The organism is Microbacterium sp. ZW T2_14 (assembly GCF_044987405.1).
Classification (GTDB): domain Bacteria; phylum Actinomycetota; class Actinomycetes; order Actinomycetales; family Microbacteriaceae; genus Microbacterium.
On the sequence record NZ_JBJDRK010000025.1, the window covers coordinates 1 to 22,627 of the forward strand.

General features: G+C 70.7%; 19 protein-coding genes and 1 pseudogene. 3 read left to right on the top strand and 17 right to left on the bottom strand.

The genetic code is table 11. The features are described 5' to 3' along the window. Positions 1 to 5 precede the first annotated feature (5 nt). The 7 genes and pseudogenes from ACI3KY_RS10075 to prmC all read right to left on the bottom strand — a co-directional run bounded on the left by ACI3KY_RS10075 (position 6) and on the right by prmC (position 5,342). Positions 6 to 560, bottom strand: a complete 555-nt coding sequence (locus ACI3KY_RS10075; RefSeq protein ID WP_404930039.1) for a F0F1 ATP synthase subunit B — start codon at positions 558 to 560, stop codon at positions 6 to 8. A 41-nt stretch (positions 561 to 601) separates the two neighbouring features. Continuing rightward, the gene (atpE, locus tag ACI3KY_RS10080; RefSeq protein ID WP_056121278.1) at positions 602 to 841 is read right to left on the bottom strand and encodes an ATP synthase F0 subunit C; all 240 of its coding nucleotides are present in this window, start codon (positions 839 to 841) and stop codon (positions 602 to 604) included. Between the two features lie 46 nt (positions 842 to 887). Beyond that, positions 888 to 1,679 (bottom strand): F0F1 ATP synthase subunit A, encoded by a 792-nt coding sequence (gene atpB, locus ACI3KY_RS10085; protein WP_404930088.1) that lies wholly within the window; start codon positions 1,677 to 1,679, stop codon positions 888 to 890. A 168-nt stretch (positions 1,680 to 1,847) separates the two neighbouring features. Beyond that, positions 1,848 to 2,336, bottom strand: a complete 489-nt coding sequence (locus tag ACI3KY_RS10090; protein ID WP_404930040.1) for a hypothetical protein — start codon at positions 2,334 to 2,336, stop codon at positions 1,848 to 1,850. Further along, positions 2,333 to 3,550: an MraY family glycosyltransferase gene (locus tag ACI3KY_RS10095; protein ID WP_404930041.1), complete on the bottom strand. Its 1,218-nt coding sequence runs from the start codon at positions 3,548 to 3,550 to the stop codon at positions 2,333 to 2,335. Before ACI3KY_RS10095 ends, ACI3KY_RS10090 begins: the two co-directional genes overlap by 4 nt. 173 nt (positions 3,551 to 3,723) lie before the next feature. Next, positions 3,724 to 4,407, bottom strand: a pseudogene (locus tag ACI3KY_RS10100) (L-threonylcarbamoyladenylate synthase); the annotation flags it as partial. 56 nt (positions 4,408 to 4,463) lie between these two features. After that, entirely contained in the window at positions 4,464 to 5,342 is an 879-nt protein-coding gene (prmC, locus tag ACI3KY_RS10105) for a peptide chain release factor N(5)-glutamine methyltransferase (protein WP_404930042.1), read from the bottom strand. 202 nt (positions 5,343 to 5,544) lie between these two features. On the opposite strand from prmC, the gene cysK (ACI3KY_RS10110) reads away from it, so the two are divergent. The 3 genes from cysK (ACI3KY_RS10110) (at position 5,545) to epsC (ending at position 8,107) form a co-directional block, all read left to right on the top strand. After that, positions 5,545 to 6,483 carry a cysteine synthase A gene (cysK, locus tag ACI3KY_RS10110; RefSeq protein ID WP_404930043.1) on the top strand — a complete coding sequence of 313 codons (939 nt, stop codon included), beginning with the start codon at positions 5,545 to 5,547 and terminating at the stop codon, positions 6,481 to 6,483. Between the two features lie 89 nt (positions 6,484 to 6,572). Next, positions 6,573 to 7,526 (top strand): cysteine synthase A, encoded by a 954-nt coding sequence (gene cysK, locus ACI3KY_RS10115; protein ID WP_404930089.1) that lies wholly within the window; start codon positions 6,573 to 6,575, stop codon positions 7,524 to 7,526. Next, complete coding sequence (epsC, locus tag ACI3KY_RS10120) at positions 7,523 to 8,107, top strand: serine O-acetyltransferase EpsC (RefSeq protein WP_404930044.1); 585 nt, start codon at positions 7,523 to 7,525, stop codon at positions 8,105 to 8,107. Before cysK (ACI3KY_RS10115) ends, epsC begins: the two co-directional genes overlap by 4 nt. Positions 8,108 to 8,148: 41 nt before the next feature. Here epsC and ACI3KY_RS10125 read toward each other — a convergent pair whose 3' ends face one another. From ACI3KY_RS10125 to argS, 10 genes are all read right to left on the bottom strand, one after another. Further along, the gene (locus ACI3KY_RS10125; protein WP_404930045.1) at positions 8,149 to 10,953 is read right to left on the bottom strand and encodes an AAA family ATPase; all 2,805 of its coding nucleotides are present in this window, start codon (positions 10,951 to 10,953) and stop codon (positions 8,149 to 8,151) included. Positions 10,954 to 10,992: 39 nt separating this feature from the next. Then, a complete protein-coding gene (locus tag ACI3KY_RS10130) occupies positions 10,993 to 11,391 on the bottom strand; it encodes a hypothetical protein (RefSeq protein ID WP_404930046.1) in 399 nt (132 codons plus the stop codon). 97 nt (positions 11,392 to 11,488) lie between these two features. Beyond that, entirely contained in the window at positions 11,489 to 12,568 is a 1,080-nt protein-coding gene (gene prfA / locus ACI3KY_RS10135) for a peptide chain release factor 1 (RefSeq protein WP_404930090.1), read from the bottom strand. Between the two features lie 21 nt (positions 12,569 to 12,589). Then, positions 12,590 to 14,872, bottom strand: a complete 2,283-nt coding sequence (rho, locus tag ACI3KY_RS10140; protein ID WP_404930047.1) for a transcription termination factor Rho — start codon at positions 14,870 to 14,872, stop codon at positions 12,590 to 12,592. A 202-nt stretch (positions 14,873 to 15,074) separates the two neighbouring features. After that, a complete protein-coding gene (thrB, locus tag ACI3KY_RS10145) occupies positions 15,075 to 16,040 on the bottom strand; it encodes a homoserine kinase (protein WP_404930048.1) in 966 nt (321 codons plus the stop codon). Then, the gene (gene thrC, locus ACI3KY_RS10150; protein ID WP_404930049.1) at positions 16,037 to 17,149 is read right to left on the bottom strand and encodes a threonine synthase; all 1,113 of its coding nucleotides are present in this window, start codon (positions 17,147 to 17,149) and stop codon (positions 16,037 to 16,039) included. The genes thrB and thrC overlap by 4 nt, the downstream gene beginning before the upstream one ends. A 20-nt stretch (positions 17,150 to 17,169) precedes the next feature. Beyond that, positions 17,170 to 18,483 (bottom strand): homoserine dehydrogenase, encoded by a 1,314-nt coding sequence (locus ACI3KY_RS10155; RefSeq protein WP_404930050.1) that lies wholly within the window; start codon positions 18,481 to 18,483, stop codon positions 17,170 to 17,172. Continuing rightward, positions 18,480 to 19,949 carry a diaminopimelate decarboxylase gene (lysA, locus tag ACI3KY_RS10160; RefSeq protein WP_404930051.1) on the bottom strand — a complete coding sequence of 490 codons (1,470 nt, stop codon included), beginning with the start codon at positions 19,947 to 19,949 and terminating at the stop codon, positions 18,480 to 18,482. The genes ACI3KY_RS10155 and lysA overlap by 4 nt, the downstream gene beginning before the upstream one ends. 166 nt (positions 19,950 to 20,115) lie before the next feature. After that, a complete protein-coding gene (locus ACI3KY_RS10165; protein ID WP_404930052.1) occupies positions 20,116 to 20,937 on the bottom strand; it encodes a DUF2993 domain-containing protein in 822 nt (273 codons plus the stop codon). 2 nt (positions 20,938 to 20,939) lie between these two features. Further along, positions 20,940 to 22,607 (bottom strand): arginine--tRNA ligase, encoded by a 1,668-nt coding sequence (argS, locus tag ACI3KY_RS10170; RefSeq protein WP_404930053.1) that lies wholly within the window; start codon positions 22,605 to 22,607, stop codon positions 20,940 to 20,942. Positions 22,608 to 22,627: the final 20 nt, after the last annotated feature.

The window sequence follows — 22,627 nt, forward strand, 5'->3', positions numbered from 1 at the left end:
GCCCATTACGCCTTCGCCCCTTCGGACTCTTCGAGCTCCGCGAGGAAACGGTCGACGACGGCCTGAGCCTTCTTGTCGTCGGACAGCGTCTCACCGATCACACCGCCGGCGAGGTCGAGGGCGAGCGAGCCCACCTCGCTGCGCAGCGACACGAGCGCGGTCTGGCGCTCGGCTTCGATCTGCGAGTGTGCGGTCGTCGTCAGACGCGTGGCTTCCGCGGCAGCGGTCTCCCTCGCCTCGGCGACGATCTTCTTGCCGTCCTCACGGGCGGCATCGCGGATCTCACCGGCCTCCTGGCGAGCCTCGGCGAGCTGCGCGGTGTACTCCTCGAGCGCCGCCTCGGCCTTGCGCTGGGCCTCGTCGGCCTTCGCGATGTTGCCTTCGATCGCTGCGGAGCGCTCGTCGAGCAGCTTCTTCATCCGGGGAAGGGCGACCTTCCAGAAGATGACGAGGATGACGATGAAGCACACCGACGACCAGATGATGTCGTACCAGGCGGGGAGCAGCGGGTTGGGGTCCGCGTGCTCCTCCGCGGCGTACGCGACAAGAGCGTTCAGCATCCTGTCTCCTTAGTAGAGGTCGTTAGTGGAGGTCGCCTGGATCACGCGTAGCCGAAGATGAAGCCGGTCGCGATGCCGATGAAGGCGAGCGCCTCGGTGAAGGCGATACCGATCCACATGAGCACCTGCAGGCGGCCGGCCAGTTCGGGCTGACGTGCGACACCCTCGATGGTCTTGCCGACGACGATGCCCACGCCGATGGCCGGGCCGATCGCTGCGAGACCGTAGCCGACGGTGGCGATGGAGCCGGTGACCTCGGCGAGAACCGTAGTTGCGTCCACGGGGGTTTTTCCTTTCGGTTGTGGGCGGCCTTCCGGCCGTCCCGTATCAGTGCTCTTCGGCGACCGCGAGCTGGATGTAGACCGCGGTGAGAAGGGCGAAGACGTAGGCCTGGAGGACGGCCACCAGGATCTCGAACAGAGTGAAGATGAAGCCGAACGCGAGGCTGCCGGCGCCGAGCACCGTCCACCAGCCCCCCATCTCGATGATGAAGAACTGCGTCGCGGCGAAGAAGAGCACCAGGAGGAGGTGACCGACCATCATGTTCATCAGGAGTCGCAGCGTCAGCGTGACGGGCCGGATGATGAACGTCGAGATCAGCTCGATCGGCGTCACGATGATGTAGATCGGCCACGGCACGCCCGACGGGAAGAGCGAGTTCTTGAAGAAGTTCTTCGGGCTCTTCTTGATGCCGGCATAGATGAACGTGACGTAGCTCACGATCGCGAGCGTCAGCGGCACGGCGATGATGCTCGTTCCGGCGATGTTCAAGAACGGGATGATGCCCGTGATGTTCATGAACAGGATCATGAAGAACATCGTCGTGAGGATCGGAAGGAAGCGCTGGGCGTCCTTCTTGCCGAGCAGGTCTTCGCCGATGTTGACGCGGACGAAGTCCAGGCCCATCTCGACGAGGCTCTGGAACCGGCCGGGGACCACGCGCATGCGGCGGGTGCCGAGCCAGAAGATCACGACCACGGCGATCGTCGCGAGGAACTGGATCAGGTGGATCCGAGTGATCGGAACGCCTGCCAGGCTGAAGAGGATCTCCGGGAAGAACTCGTCAATCGAGGGGCCGTGGAACTCGGGCGGAGCGTCCGCGGCAATGGGGGCGATCAGGGTCGCAGCATGAGTAAACAGCGCTGGCTCCAGCTTCGGGGCACCGGTGTAAAACCGTTGCGACGATGGTCGATGAGCGTCACTCCGCAAGTCCTCGCAGAGCGAGTGGGCGGGCGCTCGTTCAGCCTATCAAACTTGTGAGGTCGCTGAATCCGCGCGGGCGCCGGGTCAGCGGGTCTCGGGGTGCCCGTCGGTCCGGTCACCGGCATCGGGGTCGGTCGGCAGCTCCACATCGCTCACGTGCGGCACGCGCATCCGCAGCATCACCACGACGTCGATCGCGAGCGAGGCGAGCACGCTCACGACGAGCGCGACGAAGAAGACGGCGGGCTCGATCCAGGGCTGTCCGCGCAGGATGAAGAGGATGGCGATGAACACCACGAACTTCAGGATCCAGCCGCCCATCACGATCCCGAAGAAGATCGGCACGTAGAGCTCATTGCCGTACCACCGGTTGGCGATCAGGATGCTCGCGCCGGTGATGCCGAGGAAGACCGCCGCGACGAGCACGCCCGCGAGCGCGCTCCAGAGGCCGGTCGTGCCGGCGACGAGGAAGCCCACGACGGCGCCGACGACCGCGAGCACCGCGGTCACCGTCCCGGACCACACCAGGACGGTACGCAGGATCGGGGTGCTGGATACGGGACTGGAGCTCATCGGGCGTCCTCCGGTGCGGGCGCAGGATCAGGCTGCGGGTGGGGTGATGCCGGCGCGACCGTCGCGCGGGCGGCCGTCGCGCGGGCGGCGCGGCGGTACGAGGGCAGGAAGGTGACGACGAGGCAGGCGGCGATGCCGACCACGCCGTACAGCACGCCGAAGAGGTAGTCCCCCGGCCACTCCAGCGTGGTGCCGATGTACATCAGCAGCACCGAGAGGCTCACGAGCGCCGTCCATGCGTAGAAGATGAGGACGGCGTCGCGGTCGGTGTGCCCCATGTCGAGCATGCGGTGATGAAGATGTTTGCGATCGGGCGAGAACGGGGACTTGCCCCGGCTCATCCGCCGCACGACGGCCAGCCCGAAGTCCAGCAACGGCAGCAGGACCACCACGACCGGCAGCAGGATGGGGATGAACGCACCGAGCAGCTGCGACCGGCCGAAGGCGTCGTTGTCGGCGATCATCGCGGGGTCGAAGTTGCCGGTGATCGAGATCGCCGAGCAGGCCATCAGCAGCCCCAGCATGAGCGCGCCGGAGTCGCCCATGAACAGTCGGGCCGGACTCCAGTTGAGCGGCAGGAAGCCGATGCACGCGCCGATGAGCACCGCCGCGATGAGGGACGACAGCGTGAAGTAGGTGCTCGAGCCGATGTCGCGGAAGACCATGTAGGAGTATGCGAAGAACACCACGTTGGCGATCAGGCACACGCCCGCGACGAGGCCGTCGAGCCCGTCGATGAAGTTCACGGCGTTCATCACGACGACGATCGAGAACACGGTGAGCGTGAAGCTCGCCCAGCTGGAGAAGATCGTCATGCCGCCGAGCGGCAGCGTGTAGATCTGCAGCTGGCCGAACCACGCGATCACCCCTGCGGCGAGGAACTGCGCGCCGAGCTTGATCATCCAGTCGAGGTCCCAGAGATCGTCGAGCACACCGACGACCACGATGAGCGCCGTGGCTCCCAGCAGGGCGTACATCTGCTGGGGATGCGCCCACACGATGGCGAAGTACGGATGCTGCGACGACACCGCGAACGCCGCCAGCACGCCGAGGAACATCGCGATGCCGCCGAGGCGGGGTGTCGGCGTCTTGTGGACATCCCGCTCGCGGATGCCGGGATACAGCTTGTATCGGAGGCTGACGCGCCACACCGCCCACGAGAGGACGAAGGTGACCGCCGCCGTGAGGAGGATCGTGAAGACGTACTGCTTCACGAGCGGCCCGGCTCCGGCGCCTCGGGCGCGGGGGCCGGTTCGGGTGCGGCATCCGTCCCCCCGCCGTCACCGGTCTCGTCCGACGGCCCGGAGACGCCGGAATCGTCCGGCTCTGCCCCCGGCTCGGGAGCGGACGAACGCTCGGGATCGGGCCACGCACCGGAGTCCGAGGCGGCGTCGGCCTCGGAGCCGGCGTCGGGCTCGAGGAGGTCTCCGAGCACGTCGCGCAGCTGCGCGCGGCTCACGGCACCCTCCCGGAGCACCCGCACCTGCGGCTCCGTGCCGCCGATGAGGCTCGTCGCGTCGATGATCGTCGACGGGACGCCGGTCTTCGAGGGCCCGTCGCCGAGGTACACGGCGACGCTGTCCTTCAGCATCCCCTGCGCATCCTCCGCGGTGATGCCGGCGGGCTGTCCGGTGAGGTTCGCGCTCGAGACGGCGAGCGGGCCGGTCTCCTCCAGGAGCTCGAGCGCGAGGCGGTGAGCGGGCATGCGCACCGCCACCGTGCCGCGCGTCTCACCGAGGTCCCACGAGAGCGACGGCTGCGCGGGCAGCACGATGGTGAGACCGCCCGGCCAGAACTCCTCGATGAGGCGCTCGATCGGTTCGGGAACCTCGGCGACGAGCGCGCGCAGCGTCGTGACCCCGGCGACCAGCACCGGCGGCGGCGACTGACGCCCGCGGCCCTTCGCCGCGAGCAGGCGTGCGACGGCCTGGTGGTCGAAGGCGTCGGCGGCCACGCCGTAGACGGTGTCGGTGGGCAGGACGACGAGCTCGCCCCGGGCGATGGCCTGGCGGGCCTGGCGCATGCCGGTGAGCAGCTGCGCCTCGTCACGGCAGTCGAAGATGGGGGACATGTCGCCCGACAGTCTAATTGCGCGTGCCGCGCGAACGTTGCGAGACGGGAAGGGGCTCAGGGATGCAGCGCCGTCGTGGCGCGGTCGCGCATCGTGAGGTCGGGGTGCGTCGCCGTCGCGCGCCAGCCGTCGGCCGCGAGGATCCCGCGGATCGCCTCCCCCTGCCACTCACCGTGCTCGATCACGATGGTGCCGCCGGGATGCGCCAGGCGGAGGCCCACGCGGCTGAGCACGCGTACGACGTCGAGGCCGTCCTCTCCCCCGTAGAGCGCAGCCGGAGGATCGAACAGCCGCACCTCCGGATCACGCGGGATCGCGGCATCCGGAACATACGGCGGGTTGGATGCCACCACCGACACGGTCCCGTCCAGCTCGGGGAACGCGCGGGCGAGGTCGATGAACGCGAGGGTCGCGTTGTCGGCGCCGACATGTGCGAAGTTCTCCTTCGTCCAGACGTAGGCGTCGACCGAGTTCTCGGCGGCGAACACCCGCGCATGCGGCACCTCGGTCGCCATCGCGAGGGCGATCGCGCCGCTGCCGGTGCCGAGATCCACCGCGATGGGAGAAGCGGATGCCGCGGCCCGCAGCGCGTCGATCGCCAGCTGCGCGACCATCTCGGTCTCCGGGCGCGGCACGAAGACGCCGGGCCCCACGCGCAGCTCGAGGTGGCGGAACGGCGCGGTCCCGATGATGTGCTGGAGCGGCTCGCGCGTGGCTCGACGCGCGACCAGCTCGTCGAGCCGGCGCTCATCCGCCGCGGCGATCGCGTCGCCCCGGAAAGCCGCGGCCTGCACTCCCCCGCGACCGAGGTCGAGGACGAAGGCGGCCAGCAGCTCGGCGTCGACGGCGGGGTCGGTGATGCCGACGGCCGCCAGGCGCGCGGTCGCGCGCGAGAGCGCGTCGGAGAGGGAGGGGGAATCGTCGGGAGAAGCCATGACCGCATCCACTTTAGGCCCGGCTTCCGGTGCTCCCGGCCTACCGGACGCTCTCGCCACGGCGACGGGGCGCGTGCTCGCCTCCCGGCCGGGGCGCAAGGGTACCCGGGCGCGACCAGGCTTTCGTCACAGAAGGACTCACACGAAAACCCGCCCCCTAGGCTGTTGCTCGACCAGCCGTGAACCCGCGAAAGGCCCCGACATGACCGGCATCCATCCCGATATCACCTCCGCCTTCGGCAACACGCCGCTCGTGCGCCTGAACCGCGTCGCGGAGGGGGTCGGCGGGACACTACTGGCGAAGCTCGAGTTCTACAACCCGGCCTCCAGCGTGAAGGACCGCCTCGGCATCGCCATCGTCGACGCCGCCGAGGCATCCGGCCAGCTGCAGCCCGGCGGAACGATCGTCGAGGCCACCAGCGGCAACACCGGCATCGCGCTCGCGATGGTCGGCGCCGCCCGCGGCTACCGCGTCGTGCTCGCGATGCCCTCCTCGATGTCGATCGAGCGCCGGCTGCTCCTCAAGGGCTACGGCGCGGAGCTCGTGCTGACCGACCCCGCCGGCGGCATGAAGGGCGCCGTCGCGAAGGCGGAGGAGCTCGTCGCCGAGATCCCGGGCGCGGTGCTCGCGCGTCAGTTCGAGAACGAGGCGAACCCCGCGATCCACCGCAAGACCACCGCCGAGGAGATCCTCCGCGACACCGACGGCCAGGTCGATTACTTCGTCGCCGGCATCGGCACGGGCGGCACGATCACCGGTGTCGGGCAGGTGCTCAAGGAGCGCGTGCCGGGAGCCAAGGTCATCGCCGTCGAGCCGGCCGACTCGCCGCTGCTCACGAAGGGCACGCCGGGACCGCACAAGATCCAGGGCATCGGTCCGAACTTCGTTCCCGAGATCCTCGACCAGAGCGTGATCGACGAGGTCATCGACGTCGAGTTCCCCGACGCCATCTCCACCGCGCGCGCGGTGGGCGAGAAGGACGGCATCCTCGTCGGCATCTCGTCGGGCGCCGCCATCTGGGCGGCTCTTCAGGTCGCTGCCCGTCCCGAGGCGGAGGGCAAGAACATCGTCGTCATCATCCCGTCGTTCGGCGAGCGCTACCTGTCGACCGCGCTGTTCGAGGATCTGCGCGAGGATTGACACCTGACGACGGCGCGCCGGTCCCCGACCCGTTCGGGCGCCGGCGCGCCGTCGCCGTCTTCCCGCGCCCCCGAACCGAGGAGCACCACGTGCCCGGCATCCATCCCGACATCACCACCGCATTCGGCGAGACCCCGCTGGTGCGCCTCAACGCCCTCACCGAGGGCCTCGGCGCGGAGGTGCTCGCCAAGCTGGAGTTCTACAACCCCGGATCGTCGGTCAAGGACCGTCTGGGCTACGCCCTCGTCGAGGCCGCCGAGGCGGCCGGCGAGCTGCAGCCCGGCGGCACGATCGTCGAGTCCACCAGCGGCAACACCGGCATCGCGCTCGCGCTCATCGGTGCGGCCCGCGGCTACAAGGTCATCCTCACGATGCCCGCCTCCATGTCGAAGGAGCGGCGCACCCTCCTGAAGGCCTTCGGCGCCGAGCTGGTCCTCACCGACCCGTACAAGGGCATGACGGAAGCCGTCGACGCCGCCAAGCGCATCGTCGACGAGACGCCGGGAGCGATCCTCGCCCGACAGTTCGAGCACGAGGCGAACGCCGCGATCCACCGCAGCACCACGGCCGAGGAGATCTGGCGCGACACCGACGGCCGCGTCGACTGGTTCGTCGCGGGCTCGGGCACCGGAGGGACCATCACCGGGGTCGGTCAGGTGCTCAAGGAGCGCAACCCCGCCGCGAAGATCGTCCTCGTCGAGCCGAAGGACTCCCCCGTGCTCACCGAGGGCCGCGCCGGCGGCCACCGCATCCAGGGCATCGGCCCGAACTTCGTGCCCGACGTGCTCGACCGCTCCGTCGTCGACGAGATCTTCGACGTCGAGTTCGACGACGCGATCCGGGTCGCTCGCGAGCTCGCCACCCGCGAGGGCATCCTCGCCGGGATGTCGGCGGGCGCCGCCGTCTGGGCGGCGCTGCAGATCGCGGCGCGCCCCGAGGCAGCCGGCCAGCGCATCGTGGTGATCGTGCCCGACTCGGGCGAGCACTACCTCTCGACCGCACTGTATGCGCACCTGCGCGACCCCGAGGAGGAGTCGAAATGACCGACGAGCGCATCGGATTCTTCGCGCGCGTGCGCGAGGACGTCGCGGCGGCGAAGCTGCGCGACCCCGCGGCGCGCGGCGGCCTCGAGATCGCCGTGCTGTACCCCGGCCTGCACGCCATCTGGGCCCACCGCGTGTGGCACGCGCTCTGGACGCGCGACGTGCGGTTCATCGCCCGGGCGGGGTCGCAGGTCACACGCTGGCTCACCGGCATCGAGATCCACCCCGGCGCCACCATCGGCCGCCGCTTCTTCATCGACCACGGCATGGGCGTGGTGATCGGCGAGACCGCCGAGGTCGGCGACGACGTCATGCTCTACCACGGTGTCACGCTCGGCGGCCGCCAGCGCGAGGGCGGCAAGCGGCACCCCACGATCGAGGACGGGGTCGCGGTCGGCGCGGGCGCGAAGATCCTCGGGCCGATCACGATCGGTGCGGGATCGGTCGTCGGCGCGAACGCCGTCGTCACGAAGGACGCACCCGCCGACTCCGTGCTGGTCGGGGTGCCCGCCAAGCCCCGCGCGCGCCGCACCGGCGACGACACGCGCGCCCTGCTGACGACGCCCGAGTACCACATCTGACCGCGGGTGCGGAGAGCGGATGCCGCGCCAGGCGCCGTGCGTCACGCAGCGGTGCGGCGGTGGATCGCCGCGGCGGCCGTGCGTGAGGGCGCATCGAGCTTGCGCAGGATCGCCGACACATGCACCGAGACCGTCTTGGAGCTGATGTACAGGCGCTCCGCGATCTGACCGTTGCTCAGCCCCTCGGCGACGAGCTCCAGCACCTGCTCCTCCCGGGCGGTGAGCACGGAGCGCGACGCGTCGCCGGTGAGGCCGGCATCCGTCATCACGTGCTGGGCGCGGGCGGTCAGCCCGTCCGCGCCGAGCCGGTCGGCGTAGGCGACGGCCGCTGCCAGGACGTCACGCGCGGCGGTGCGCTCGCCGGCGGCAAGGAGCTCCTCGCCGTGCCGCACCTGCGCATAGGCACGGATGTAGGCGGGGCCGACGGCGTCGACCGCAGACGCCCACGACGCCTCGCCGAGCTCCGCAGCGAAGACTGACGCCCACAGCGGAGCGACCGGCCAGTCCGAGAAGGACGCCAGCACCGCGCGGTACGGCTCGATGTCGGCATCCTCGCCGTTCTCGCGCAGCATCGCGACCGCACGCGCCGCCACAGCCGTCAGCGGCAGCGCGAGCACCCCGCCCGCGCGGGTCTGCCATGCCGCGCGGGCGTGCGACAGCGCCCCGTGGGCGTCGCCGCGGGCGAGCGCCAGCTCTCCCAGGTCGTAGGCCATGCCGAACCGGGTCTGGAACTCGTAGGCGCCGAACATGTCGAGTTCGCGGCGGGCGGCATCCAGAGCCGCCTCTGCGCCGTCGATGCGCCCACGCCAGATGGCCAGGCACACCAGCCGCTCACGCAGGAACGCCGAGTAGAGGCCGGGCTCGATCATCGGGAGAAGTCCACCCAGCTCTTCGGCCTCGCGCAGGCGGCCGGCGTAGATGTGCGCCTCGATCATGTTGGCCTGGATCATCACGAGCGGGCCGAGATCCGCGACGTGGGTGCGCCCGTACTCCTGCCCCTCGCGGGCCACCGCCACGGCGTCCTCATAGCGGCCGAGCAGCATCAGGGCGTTGGAGTAGTTGATGAAGTAGCGCATCATGGCGCGGACGAAGCCGTCCGCGCGCGCTCGGGCCTCTTCGAACAGCGCGAGACCGCCGGCGTCACCCGTGGTGGTCCGGCAGGTCGCCGCGATGAGCAGCGCCTGTACGAGGATCTCGGCGGCCCCCTGGTCTCCCGCTGCCGCGGCTGCCTGAGCGGTCGCGCCGGCGCGCGCCGCGACCTCGGTGCCGACGCCCTGGCGCCCGTTCATCATGTGCGCACGGGCTGAGCTGAGCAGGAGTCCGGCGCGCTGCACGTCGTGCCGCGGATCGTCGCCGAGGATCGCGAGTGCCTGGTCGAGGGTCTCCACCCCGTCCGACACGCCGGCCTGGAATTCGATGGTGGCCAGATCGCCGAGCATCTGCGCGCGCCCGACGACGTCCTCCGCGGGCCAGAGCGCGACGGCCTCCCGGGCGAACGCGAGTGCCCGATCGTTCCGGTTGGCGGCGAGGAGCGCCGCAGAGGTCCGTCGCAGCACCTCGACGCGCGCCATCCCGCTGACCGCCTCCGGTTCGGCCACCGCGTCCCACAGCTCCATGGCCCGCTCCCCCGCCTCTGCCGCGGTCGACCACGCCGACGCTGCGCTCGCGGCGTGCTGCGCCACGACGGCGGCCGACAGCGCCCGATCGGGGACGTGGGCGGCCCGCCAGTGGTGGGCGATGTCGGCCAGGACGCGCGTGGTGGGCTCGGCGGCCTCCAAGGCCACCGCATAGGCGGTGTGCAGCCGCGTGCGCTCGGTGGGAAGGAGTTCGGCGTACACCGCCTCCTGCATGAGGGCGTGGCGGAACGCGTAGGCGTCGCCTCGGACCACGACGACCTGCGCATCGACGGCACAGCGGACCGCGGATTCCAGCGCGGAGTCGTCGCCCCCGAAGACGGCGCGCAGCACGGGGTCGGGCACCTCGACCCCGCCGGTCGCCAGCACACGCGTGAAACGCCCCGCCTCGGCATCCAGCCGCTCATAGCGCAGCAGCAGCACATCACGCAGCGATACGGGCAGGCGCTCGTCCGAGAAGCTCGCCAGCTCCTCGACGTAGAAGGGGATGCCGTCGCTGCGGGCGGCGATGTCATGGAGCACATCGGCCGGGAGCGTGTCGCCGTGCACCGCCGTGGCGAGTGCGCCGACCTCGGCCGGGCTGAGGCGCGCGAGAGGGCGATGCGTCAGCAGCCGCGCGCGGTCCAGTTCGGCCAGGACGGGACGCAGCGGATGGCGCCGGCCGACGTCGTCGGTGCGATACGACAGCAGCACGAACAGCGGAAGCGCGGCAGCGCGTCGCACCAGCCGGGCGGCGATCTCGCATGTGGTGCTGTCGGACCAGTGCAGGTCTTCGATGATGACGACGAGACGGTGCGTGCGCGCGAGCTGCGAGAACAGCTCCACGACGACGTCGGCGAGCCGCTCGGCGAGCCGTTCGGCATCTGCGGGCGCCTCGGCCAGCGAGGGAACGAGCACGCCGAGCGCGTCGGCGGCGGGGCCGGCCGCCTCGCGCACGGCATCCGCTCCCAGCGCATCGACGAGATCACGCAGCAGGTCGGTGATGGCGGTCAGCGGCGCCGGACCCGAGCCGGAGTCGACGGACGCGCCGCGGACCACGATGACGCCGTCGTCGAGCGACTCCGTGAAGTCGCGCAGCAGGCGTGTCTTTCCCATCCCGGCATCGCCCGACACGACGACGGCTCGCCCGTGCTGGTCCACGGCGGCGATCTCCGCGCGCAGCGCATCGAGATCCGCTTGGCGACCGACGAGAGGAACACGGCCGATCTGCATGACGCCCATCATCCCATCCACCGGACGACGGAGGAGTCGTCAGCTGCGACGGTCCTGCACCTTGTTCTTGATGAACAGGGGCGGCAGCAGCCACGTCGCGAGCGCCGTCACCAGCCAGACGATCAGCGTCCCGATGATCCATGCCACCGGGCCGTTGATGCCGATGCCCGCTGCCGGAATCAGCACCGCGATCAGAAGTGCGACGAACGTCGAGAGCAGGCCGATGCCCCCGACGAGCGCGTTGGCGTGGCGCCGGGTGATCTTCAGCAGCCAGGGCGCCAGGATGCTCTGCAGCACGGCGAAGATCACGACCGCGAGGAGGATGCCCCACCAGTCGTCCCAGTGGAGGGTGAACCCCGGGAGGATCAGATCGGCGACGATGAGGCCGAGCGCCGCCGACACGAGGAAGATCAGGGCGCGGATGAGGAACGTGAGCACGCCCTCACCCTAGCCCCGCGGCATCCCTCCCCCGCCGCATCCCTGCACCCGGATCGCCGTCCGTGTTCGAGCGCGTTCGCCGGGGTCGGACCTCGGGTCAGGCGTCGCCGCCGAGGGCGGCCAGGCGCGCCTCCTCGTCGGCGGCGATCGCCGACTCGATGATCGGCTCGAGCGCGCCGTCCATGACCTGGTCGAGGTTGTACGCCTTGTAGCCGGTGCGGTGGTCGGCGATGCGGTTCTCGGGGAAGTTGTAGGTGCGGATGCGCTCGGAGCGGTCCATGCCGCGGATCTGCGAGCGACGGGCGTCGGATGCCGCCGCGTCGAGCTCCTCCTGCTGCTTGGCGAGCAGGCGTGCGCGCAGCACGCGCATGCCCGCCTCGCGGTTCTGCAGCTGCGACTTCTCGTTCTGCATCGACACCACGATCCCGCTCGGCACGTGCGTGATGCGCACCGCAGAGTCGGTCGTGTTGACCGACTGACCGCCCGGACCCGACGAGCGGAACACGTCGATCTTGAGGTCGTTCGGGTCGATGTGGATCTCTTCGGGCTCGTCGACCTCGGGGAACACCAGCACCCCGGTGGTCGACGTGTGGATCCGCCCCTGCGACTCGGTCGCCGGCACGCGCTGCACGCGGTGCACGCCACCCTCATACTTCAGGTGTGCCCAGACGCCCTGCGCAGGGTCGGACGAGGAGCCCTTGATGGCGACCTGGACGTCCTTGTAGCCGCCCAGGTCGGACTCGTTGCGCTCGAGGAGCTCGGTCTTCCAGCCCTTCGACGCGGCGTACTGCAGGTACATGCGCAGCAGATCGGCGGCGAACAGCGCCGACTCGGCGCCGCCCTCCCCCTGCTTGATCTCCATGATGACGTCGCGCGCGTCGTCGGGGTCGCGCGGGATCAGCAGCCGGCGCAGCCGCTCCTGCGTCTCGGCGAGCCGTGCCTCGAGAGCAGGAACCTCTTCGGCGAACGCCTCGTCGTCACGGGCGAGCTCGCGGGCCGCATCCAGATCATCGGATGCCGCCAGCCAGTCCTCGTGCGCCTTCACGATGCGCGACAGCTCGGCGTAGCGCCGGTTGACGCGCTTGGCGCGCGCGGCATCGGCGTGCACCGCGGGGTCGGAGAGCTCCTCCTGCACCGCGCGGTGCTCGTCGATCAGCGCCCGCACGGAATCGAACATCGCGGGTTCGCCCATCGGGGATCAGCGGATGCTGTTGTCGTCCGCGTGGCTGCGTCCGCCGCTGTGACCGGTGGTCGGAGCCGGGATCGACTTCTGCATCTGCACGAGGAACTCGACGTTGGACGACGTCTCCTTGAGCTTGCCGAGCACGACCTCGAGCGCCTGCTGCGGGTCGAGGCCCGCGAGAGCGCGACGCAGCTTCCACGTGATCTTGACCTCGTCGGCAGAGAGCAGCATCTCCTCGCGGCGGGTGCTCGACGCGTTCACGTCGACCGCCGGGAAGATGCGCTTGTCGGCGAGCTGGCGCGACAGGCGCAGCTCGCTGTTGCCGGTGCCCTTGAACTCCTCGAAGATGACGTCGTCCATCTTGGAGCCGGTCTCGACGAGCGCGGTGGCGAGGATCGTGAGCGATCCGCCGTTCTCGATGTTGCGCGCAGCGCCGAAGAAGCGCTTGGGCGGGTACAGCGCCGACGCGTCGACGCCACCGGTGAGCACACGGCCCGAGGTGGGCGCCGAGATGTTGTAGGCACGGCCCAGACGCGTGATCGAGTCGAGCAGCACGACCACGTCGCGACCGAGTTCGACGAGGCGCTTGGCGCGCTCGATCGCGAGCTCGGCGACCGTGGTGTGGTCCTCGGCGGGACGGTCGAAGGTCGACGCGATGACCTCGCCCTTGACCGTGCGCTGCATGTCGGTGACCTCTTCGGGCCGCTCGTCGACCAGCACGACCATGAGGTGGACCTCGGGGTTGTTGGTCGAGATCGCGTTGGCGATCTGCTGCAGCACGATGGTCTTGCCCGCCTTGGGCGGTGCGACGATGAGACCGCGCTGGCCCTTGCCGATCGGGGCGACGAGGTCGATGATGCGCTGCGTCAGCTTCTCGGGACCGGTCTCGAGGCGCAGACGCTCCTGCGGGTACAGCGGCGTCAGCTTGCCGAATTCCACGCGGGTCGCGGCGTCGTCGACCGACAGGCCGTTGACCGCGTCGACCTTGACGAGCGCGTTGTACTTCTGGCGGCTGGACTGCTCGCCCTCGCGCGGCTGCTTGATCGCGCCCACGACGGCGTCGCCCTTGCGCAGGTTGTACTTCTTGACCTGGCCGAGGGAGACGTAGACGTCGCTCGGGCCGGGGAGGTAGCCGGAGGTGCGGACGAACGCGTAGTTGTCGAGCACGTCAAGGATGCCGGCGATCGGGATGAGGACGTCGTCCTCGCCGATCTCGGTGTCGAACTCGTCACCGGTCGCCTGCGTGCCGCGGCGCTTGTTGCGCTGGCGGCCACGGCCGTTGCCCTGCGACTGCTGGTCGTCCTCGAGGGTGTCGCCCTTGGACTCGGCCGCGGGCTGCGCGTTGTGGTTCTGACCGCCCTGGGCGTTCTGCGCCTGCGCGCCCTGACCGCCCTGGTTCTGGGCGTTCTGGTTCTGACCACCCTGAGCGTTCTGGTTCTGACCACCCTGGGTGTTCCGGTTGCGGCTGCGGCTGCGGCTGCGGCTGCGGCTGCGGCCGGACGCCTCGGCGCCGTCGTTCTCGCCCTCTCCGGACTGCTCGGCGGGCTGCTCGGCGCCATCCGTCGACTCGGCCGCGGGGGCCTCCTCAGCGGTCGCAGCCTCTGCAGCCTCTGCGGACCGCGCCTGCGCGCTGCCGCGACCCTGGCGACGCCTCGGGGCGGTCGCGGGGGCTGCCTCGGTGGTCTCGGTCGGCGCGGCATCGGCGGCGGCGTCCGCCTGCGCGCCCTCCGCCTCTGCGACGTCGGCCTGTGCCTGGGCGGGTGCCGCCTCGGCGGGTGCCGCCTCGACCGGAGCCTCCGCGGGAGCCTCGACGGGCTCGGCCGGGGGGACATCCGAGCTCTTGGCCCGGCGCGGCGCCCGCTTGCGGGGTGCCTTCGCGGGTGCCTCGGCCACCGCTTCCGCGACGACCTCAGCGGCCACGGCATCGGCCACCGCCGCTTCGGCGACAGCCTCTTCTGCGACAGCGTCGGCGACGAGCGCCTCGGCGACGGCCTCTTCCGCCACGGCCTCGGCGGCCTCAGCGGCGGCCGGATCGCCGGCACCGTCGGCGACGATCGCCTCGGCGACAGCCTCTTCGGCGACGGCTTCGGCGGCGACCGCCTCGATGACCGCCTCGTCGGCCACGGCGTCAGCCACGATGGCTTCGGCCACAGCCTCTTCGGCGACGGCCTCGATCACGGCGTCGTCTGCCACGGCCTCGGCCGGGGCTTCGATGGTCTCGGCGTTCTCGACAGCCTCGGGCGCTTCCGCGCGCTCGTCGGCCGGAACGTCGGCATGGACCTCGGAGATGGACTCCACGAGTTCTCCCTTGTGAAAAACGAACGATTGTGCACGACTCGCACAGCACTGCGGGTGGCGTCTGCCCGTCTCGATCAGTTGTCACGCCTGTCGAAACACCCGCCGACGGGGTGAGGGACCGCGAGGGTGCTCAGCGGACGTCGGCAGGTCAGAATGCCGTGCGGTGGTTTCGCAGATTTGCGACGGAGGCCAGATTCACGTATTACGTGGAACCCTCCGCGTACTCCCTCACTGTACCACCCTTGAAGTCGACGGCGAGCATGAGCGCCTCCCAGGGAGTGTCGGTCACGGCGGCCGCGAGAGCCGCCGCCTCGAGGCGGCGCCCCGGGCCGTCGGCGAGCACGAGCACGCTCGGACCCGCCCCCGACACGACCGCCGCGAAGCCCTGCGCGCGAAGCGCCCGCACGAGACCGTCGGTCTCGGGCATGGCGCTCGCACGGTAGTTCTGGTGCAGCTTGTCCTCGGTGGCCGCCTGCAGCAGCTCGGGGCTCTGAGTGAGGGCCGCGATGAGCAGTGCGGAGCGAGAGACGTTGAAGACGGCGTCCTCGCGGGGCACCTGTGTGGGCTGCAGGCTTCGCGCGAGCTCGGTCGACATCGTGAACTCGGGCACGAGCACGAGTGGCGACACACCGCGGTGGACAAGCAGCTTCTTGTGCTGGGGTCCGCCGTCGTCGACCCAGGCGATCGTGAGGCCGCCGAACAGCGCGGGCGCGACGTTGTCGGGGTGGCCCTCGAGCTCGGTCGCCAGCCGCAGCAGAGCATCGGGGCCGAGCTCGGCATCGCCCTCGAGCAGCCCCTTGGCCGCCAGGAGGCCCGCCACGACCGCGGCACCCGAGGAGCCGAGTCCGCGCCCGTGCGGGATGACGTTGCGGGCGACGAGGCGCAGCCCCGGCATCCGTCGCCCGGCGGATTCGTACGCGTAGGCGATCGCCCGCACCACCAGGTGCGACGCGTCGCGCGGCACGTCCGCGGCGCCCGCTCCCTCGACCTCGATCTCGAGCTCGCCCTCGGGCAGCGCTGTCACGTCGAGTTCGTCGTAGAGGCTGAGCGCGAGGCCGAGCGTATCGAAGCCCGGCCCGAGGTTCGCGCTCGTCGCCGGAACCCGCACCACGACCCGGCGCCCGGAAGGAGCGCTCGAGCCGGATGAGGGCACGACGGCTGCGGTCACGCGCGCGGTCCCTGGGCCTCGGCAGGCTGGGCGGCGGCGGGCACCAGTTCGAGGACGGATGCCACTTCCGACGTCGTCGCGTCGACCACGGTGGGCTCGACCTCCGAGCCGTCCGCGTTGCGCAGCGCCCAGTGCGGGTCCTTGAGGCCGTGGCCGGTGACCGTCAGCACGACGCGAGCGCCCTGCGGCACGACGCCGGCCTCGACCCGGTCGAGGAGCCCCGCGACGCTGATCGCCGACGCCGGCTCGACGAAGATCCCGACCTCGCCGGCGAGGAGCTTCTGCGCAGCGAGGATGCGGTCGTCGTCGATGGCACCGAAGTAGCCGTCCGTCGCCGCGCGCGCCTCCAGGGCGAGATCCCACGATGCGGGGTTGCCGATGCGGATGGCGCTGGCCACCGTCTCGGGGTTGCGCACGACCTCGCCGCGCACGAGCGGCGCGGAGCCCTCGGCCTGGAACCCGAACATGCGGGGCACGCGGGTGGAGACGCCGGCGTCGGCCTCTTCGCGGTAGCCGCGCGTGTAGGCGGTGTAGTTGCCCGCGTTCCCGACGGGGATGAAGTGGAAGTCGGGCGCGTCGCCCAGCTGCTCGACGACCTCGTAGGCGGCGGTCTTCTGGCCGTCGATCCGGTCGGGATTGACCGAGTTGACCAGGTGCACCGGGTAGTTGTCGGCGAGCTCGCGGGCGATCTCGAGACAGTCGTCGAAGTTGCCGCGGATCTGGATGAGACGGCCGTTGTGCGCGACGGCCTGGCTGAGCTTGCCCATGGCGATCTTGCCCTCGGGGACGAGCACGGCCGCCGTGATGCCGGCATGCGCGGCATAGGCCGCCGCCGAGGCCGACGTGTTGCCGGTCGACGCGCAGATGACGGCCCTGGCGCCGTGATCGATCGCGCGCGAGACGGCGACCGTCATGCCGCGGTCCTTGAACGAGCCCGTCGGGTTCATGCCCTCGAACTTCACCCACACGTCGGTGCCGGTGCGACGCGACAGCGCCGGGGCCGGCAGCAACGGCGTGCCGCCCTCTCCCAGCGTGACCACGGTCGAGGTGTCCGTCACGCCGAGGCGATCTGCGTATTCGCGGAGGACTCCGCGCCAAACATGTGCCATGTCAGTCTCCTTCAGACCCGTCAGTTGCCTTCGACCCGCAGAACCGAGACGACGCGTTCCACCACGCCGCTGGCGGCCAGTCGGTCCACCGTCTCGCTGAGGTCCTGCTCCAACGCCTTGTGCGTGCCGATCACCAGTCGGGCCACGCCGCCCTCGCCGTCGCCCGACTCCACGACAGTCTGCTCGACGGTGGCGATCGAGACCCGCCCGTCGCTGAGGATGCCGGCGACCGTCGCGAGCACTCCGGGCTGGTCGTCGACCTCGAGCGTGATCTGGTAGCGCGTGGTGACACGGCCGACGGGCACGATCGGGAGGTTCGCGAGCGTGGACTCGCCGACGCCCACCCCGCCCGCGATGTGACGGCGCGCCGCCGACACCACGTCGCCGAGGACGGCCGATGCGGTCTGCACGCCGCCGGCGCCTGCACCGTAGAACATCAGGTTGCCGGCGGCCTCGGCCTGCACGAAGACCGCGTTGTTCGCTCCGTGCACGCTGGCGAGCGGGTGCGCGCGGTCGATGAGCGCGGGATAGACCCGCACCGAGATCGATTCTCCGGATGCCTCGGTGAGGCGCTCGCAGACCGCGAGCAGCTTGATGACGTACCCGGCGTGGCGCGCGGCATCCATCATCGAGGAGTCGATGGCGGTGATGCCTTCGCGATGCACCGCCTCGAGCGGGACCGTCGTGTGGAAGGCGAGGCTCGCGAGGATCGCGGCCTTCTGAGCGGCGTCGTAGCCTTCGACGTCGGCGGTCGGGTCCGATTCGGCGTACCCGAGGCGCTGCGCGTCGGCGAGCACGTCGGAGAACTCGGCGCCCTCGGTGTCCATGCGGTCGAGGATGTAGTTCGTCGTGCCGTTGACGATGCCCATGATGCGCTGGACCCGATCGCCCGCGAGCGAGTCGCGGAGCGGGCGGATGATCGGGATGGCGCCGGCGGCTGCGGCCTCGTAGTAGACCTCGGCGCCGACCTGGTCGGCCGCGTCGAAGATCTCGGGACCGTGCGTCGCCAGGAGCGCCTTGTTGGCGGTCACGACGTCGGCACCCGAGTTGATCGCATGCAGCAGATAGCTGCGCGCCGGCTCGATGCCGCCCATGAGCTCGATGACGATGTCGGAGCCGACGATCAGCGAGTCCGCGTCGGTCGTGAAGAGCTCGGACGGCAGATCCACGTCGCGCTTGGCGTCGACGTCGCGCACCGCGATGCCCACCAGCTCGAGCCGCGCTCCTGCCCGGTCGGCGAGCTCGTCGGCGTGCTGGCGCAGCAGCGCGGCGACCTGCGAGCCGACGGCTCCGGCCCCCAGCAGCGCGACGCGGAGTCGGCGGTAGTCGGTCATGCGGTCCCTTCCATCGGTGCGTCCTCGAGAGGACGCCCAGCATCGAACACGGTCGTCGCGAGGCCGGCATCGCGGGCGAGCAGATCGTCGATCGTCTCGCCGCGCACGATGACGCGCGCCTCTCCCCCGCGCAGCGCCACGACGGGCGGGCGCGGGACGTAGTTGTAGTTGTTCGCGAGCGAGAAGCAGTAGGCGCCGGTCGCGGGCACGGCGAGCAGATCGCCGGGTGACACATCGCCGGGCAGGTACTCCGCATCGACCACGATGTCGCCCGACTCGCAGTGCTTTCCGACGACGCGCACGAGAGCGGGGTCGGCGTCGCTCGTACGCGACGCGATGCGCGCCGAGAACTGGGCGCCGTACAGGGCGGGGCGGGCGTTGTCGCTCATGCCGCCGTCGACGCTGACGTACAGACGCGTCAGGCCGTCACCGCTGACGTCGCCGCCGAGAGCGACCGGCTTGGTCGTGCCCACCTCGTACAGGGTCACGCCCGCACGGCCGACGATCGCCCTGCCCGGCTCGAACGCGAGGTTCGGAACCGGGATGCCGCGCACCTCGCACTGCCGCGCCACGGCCTCGGCGATGCCGAACGCGAGCTCCTCGATCGGCGTGGGGTCGTCGACCGACGTGTAGGCGATGCCGAAGCCGCCGCCGAGGTTGAGCACCGGCAGCTCGCTGCCCTGGCGCAGCTCCGCGTGAAGCTCGACGAGACGCGCAGCGGACTCCTCGAAGCCGGCGGTGCCGAAGATCTGCGAGCCGATGTGGCAGTGCAGACCGACGAGCTGGAGACCATCCAGCTCGCGGATGCGGGCCGCGGCGGCCGCGGCATCCGTCAGCGTGAAACCGAACTTCTGGTCCTCGTGGGCCGTCGCGAGGAAGTCGTGCGTCTCGGCGTGCACGCCGCTGTTGACCCGCAGCAGCACCGCCTGCGACGCACCTCGGCGCTGCACGATCGCCGCCAGGCGCTCGATCTCGATGAGGCTGTCGATCACGATGGACCCGACGCCCGCCTCGACGGCGCGCTCGAGCTCGGGCACCGACTTGTTGTTGCCGTGGAAGCCGAGCCTCGCCGGATCGGCGCCGGCCGCGAGCGCGACGGCCAGCTCGCCCCCGGTGCAGACGTCGACCGCGAGTCCCTCTTCGGTCACCCAGCGCACGACCTCGGTGGTCAGCAGCGCCTTGCCGGCGTAGTAGACGCGGGCCTGCACGCCGTGCAGCGCCGCCGCCGCACGGAAGGCGTCCAGCGCACGACGCGCTGTCGCGCGCACCTCGTCCTCATCGATGACGTAGAGCGGCGTTCCGAAGCGTTCGCGGAGCGCTGTCGCGGAGATCCCGCCGAGCTCGAGGACGCCGGCCGCGTCACGCGTGGCCGCCGTCGGCCACACCGCGCGGGCCAGGGCGTTGGCGTCGTCGGGGCGTTCCAGCCATGCGGGAACGACGGAGCGGGTATGCGGGTCGGCGGACACGGTGGACCAATCGGTGGGAGCTTCGACGCGTGGCCGTCCGGGGATGGTGGTACGGCTCTGCCTGCTGGAGGGGTCACGCTCTGGGGGTGATACGGGTCTCCGGCGGTGCTAGAAGTCTAGGGCACACGACTCCGGCCCCTCGTGTCGTGTGACGCCGCGCGGCCGCTCAGGCGCAGGTGCCGTTCTCCTGCAGCGCGGGATCGGTGGCGATCGAGCCGTCCACGTCGAAATCGGCTACCAGGAGGTCGCCCTCCACCTCGACGCCGCTGAGCACCACGCCGGCCGGGAGGTACTGCGCGATGCACACGTTCCAGTCCCGCAGCACGGTGTCGGCGAGCCCGCCGAACTGGTCGCGCAGCGCATCGGCGGTCACCTCCGAGTCGCCGAGCCGCAGCGACGCGGGCGAGAGCACGATCTGGCCCTCGGCCGCGGTGGGCGTGAGGGCGACTCCGATGGGGATGGCCACGCCGAACAGCTGCAGGTTGAGCGACATGGTGACGTGGGGAGCCGCCAGCCCGACGGTGTCGGCGGGGAAGCCCTCGACGGTCGACAGCAGGGTCCGCAGCTGCGACTCGTCGAGCGACACGGTCGCCGTCGCGCCGCTCATCTCGCCGTTGCCCCGCACCGCCACATCGTGGGCCGTCACCGTGACGTCGCCGGTGACGCCGCCGAAGGTGACGTCGTCGGACGCGATCGTGAGGTCGTCGATGCTGCCGCCGATGAGTTGCGGGATCACCGCTCCGGCGACATCGACATCGATCTGCTGGTCGGCCGGCAGCGACAGCTGCGTCCGCACCTGGTCGCGCACCACGCCCGTCACGATCTGACGCGCGATCGCCTCCGCCGCGAACCAGGCGGCGACGGCCAGCACGGCGACGATCGCGAACGCCACGATCCACGGCCACACGCGGCGCCGCGGAGCCGGCGCGGCGGCGGGCACCATCTCGTCGGGAAGGGGTTCCGTCGCCTGCGTGTCGCCGTGAGACATGTCTACATCCGTTCCGGTGCGGTGACGCCGAGCAGGTCGAGCCCGTTGCGCAGAACCTGTCCCGTGGCGTCGTTGAGCCAGAGACGCGTGCGATGGACGGGCTCCACGGGCTCGTCGCCCAGCGGGATCACGCGGCAGTTGTCGTACCAGCGGTGATACAGCCCGGCGAGCTCCTCGAGGTAGCGCGCGACGCGGTGCGGCTCGCGGACCTCGGCTGCGAACCCGACGATGCGCGGGAATTCCTGCAGTGCGCCGAGGAGCGCCGACTCCGTCTCGTGCGTGAGCAGCTCGGGTGCGAACTCCGAGCGGTCGACTCCGGATGCCGCGGCATGGCGCCCCACGTTGTGGGTGCGCGCATGTGCGTACTGCACGTAGAAGACGGGGTTGTCGTTCGTGCGCTTGCGGAGGATCTCGGGATCCAGGGTCAACGGCGAGTCGGCGGGGTAGCGCGCGAGCGAGTACCGCAGCGCATCGGTGCCGATCCAGTCGCGGAGGTCGTCGAGCTCGATGATGTTTCCCGCGCGCTTGGAGAGCCGCGCACCGTTGACCGACACGAGCTGGCCGATGAGCACCTCGATGTCCTTGTCGGGATCGTCACCCGCCGCGCCGGCGAGCGCCTTCAGCCGGTGGACGTAGCCGTGGTGGTCGGCGCCGAGCAGGTAGATCTTGTGCGCGAAGCCGCGGTCGCCCTTGTTGAGGTAGTAGGCCGCGTCCGCGGCGAAGTAGGTGTACTCGCCGTTGGAGCGGCGGATGACCCGGTCCTTGTCGTCGCCGAAGTCGGTGGTGCGCACCCACACGGCGCCGTCCTCGTCGAAGACGTGGCCCTGCTCGCGCAGACGGTCCACGGCCTCGTCCACGAGGCTGGGCTCGCCGCCCGGTCCCTTCGCATGCAGCGTCCGCTCGCTGAAGAAGACGTCGAAGTGGACGTTGAACTTCTCCAGCGACGCCTGCAGATCGCCGAGCTGCAGCTCGTACGCGCGGTCGCGCGCGACCACGAGCTGCTCGTCGGCCGGAAGAGACAGCAGGTCGGGCACCGCGGAGAGGACACGCTGCGCCAGGTCGTCGATGTAGGAGCCGGGGTAGCCGTCCTCGGGGGTCGGCTCGCCCTTCGCGGCCGCCAGCACCGAGTGGCCGAACCGGTCCATCTGCGCACCGGCGTCGTTGACGTAGAACTCCCGGACGAGCGTCGCGCCGCTGGCCAGCAGCAGGCGCGCGAGGGAGTCGCCGAGCGCTGCCCACCGGGTGTGGCCGATGTGCATCGGCCCGGTCGGGTTGGCGCTGACGAACTCGAGGTTGATCGTGTTCCCGCGCTGCGACTCGTTGGTGCCGAACGCCGCGCCGGCATCGACGATGGTTTTCGCGAGCACACCGGCGGCCGCGGCATCCAATCGGATGTTGATGAAGCCGGGTCCCGCGACCTCCACACCGGCGACGCCGTCGACCGCGGCCAGGCCGGCAGCGATGTCGGCTGCGAACTCGCGGGGGTTGGCACCGACGGCCTTCGCCAGCTTGAGTGCCGCATTGGAGGACCAGTCGCCGTGGTCACGGTTCTTGGGCCGCTCGAGCGGCAGGTCGGCGGGGGTGAGCCCATCGGCCGCACCGGGTCGTCGGGCCTCGGCGAGCGGGGCGACGACGGCGAGCAGGGCGACGGAGAGGGCTTCGGGATTCATAACCGCACCAGTCTATTCGC

Coding starts and splice junctions, on each gene's coding strand:
- ACI3KY_RS10155 (WP_404930050.1), bottom strand. CDS start 18,483: ATGACCGACTACCGCCGACTCCGCGTCGCGCTGCTGGGGGCCGGAGCC.
- ACI3KY_RS10125 (WP_404930045.1), bottom strand. CDS start 10,953: ATGCAGATCGGCCGTGTTCCTCTCGTCGGTCGCCAAGCGGATCTCGAT.
- ACI3KY_RS10075 (WP_404930039.1), bottom strand. CDS start 560: ATGCTGAACGCTCTTGTCGCGTACGCCGCGGAGGAGCACGCGGACCCC.
- ACI3KY_RS10090 (WP_404930040.1), bottom strand. CDS start 2,336: ATGAGCTCCAGTCCCGTATCCAGCACCCCGATCCTGCGTACCGTCCTG.
- argS (WP_404930053.1), bottom strand. CDS start 22,607: ATGAATCCCGAAGCCCTCTCCGTCGCCCTGCTCGCCGTCGTCGCCCCG.
- cysK (WP_404930043.1), top strand. CDS start 5,545: ATGACCGGCATCCATCCCGATATCACCTCCGCCTTCGGCAACACGCCG.
- thrC (WP_404930049.1), bottom strand. CDS start 17,149: ATGGCACATGTTTGGCGCGGAGTCCTCCGCGAATACGCAGATCGCCTC.
- prfA (WP_404930090.1), bottom strand. CDS start 12,568: ATGTTCGATTCCGTGCGGGCGCTGATCGACGAGCACCGCGCGGTGCAG.
- epsC (WP_404930044.1), top strand. CDS start 7,523: ATGACCGACGAGCGCATCGGATTCTTCGCGCGCGTGCGCGAGGACGTC.
- ACI3KY_RS10165 (WP_404930052.1), bottom strand. CDS start 20,937: ATGTCTCACGGCGACACGCAGGCGACGGAACCCCTTCCCGACGAGATG.
- prmC (WP_404930042.1), bottom strand. CDS start 5,342: ATGGCTTCTCCCGACGATTCCCCCTCCCTCTCCGACGCGCTCTCGCGC.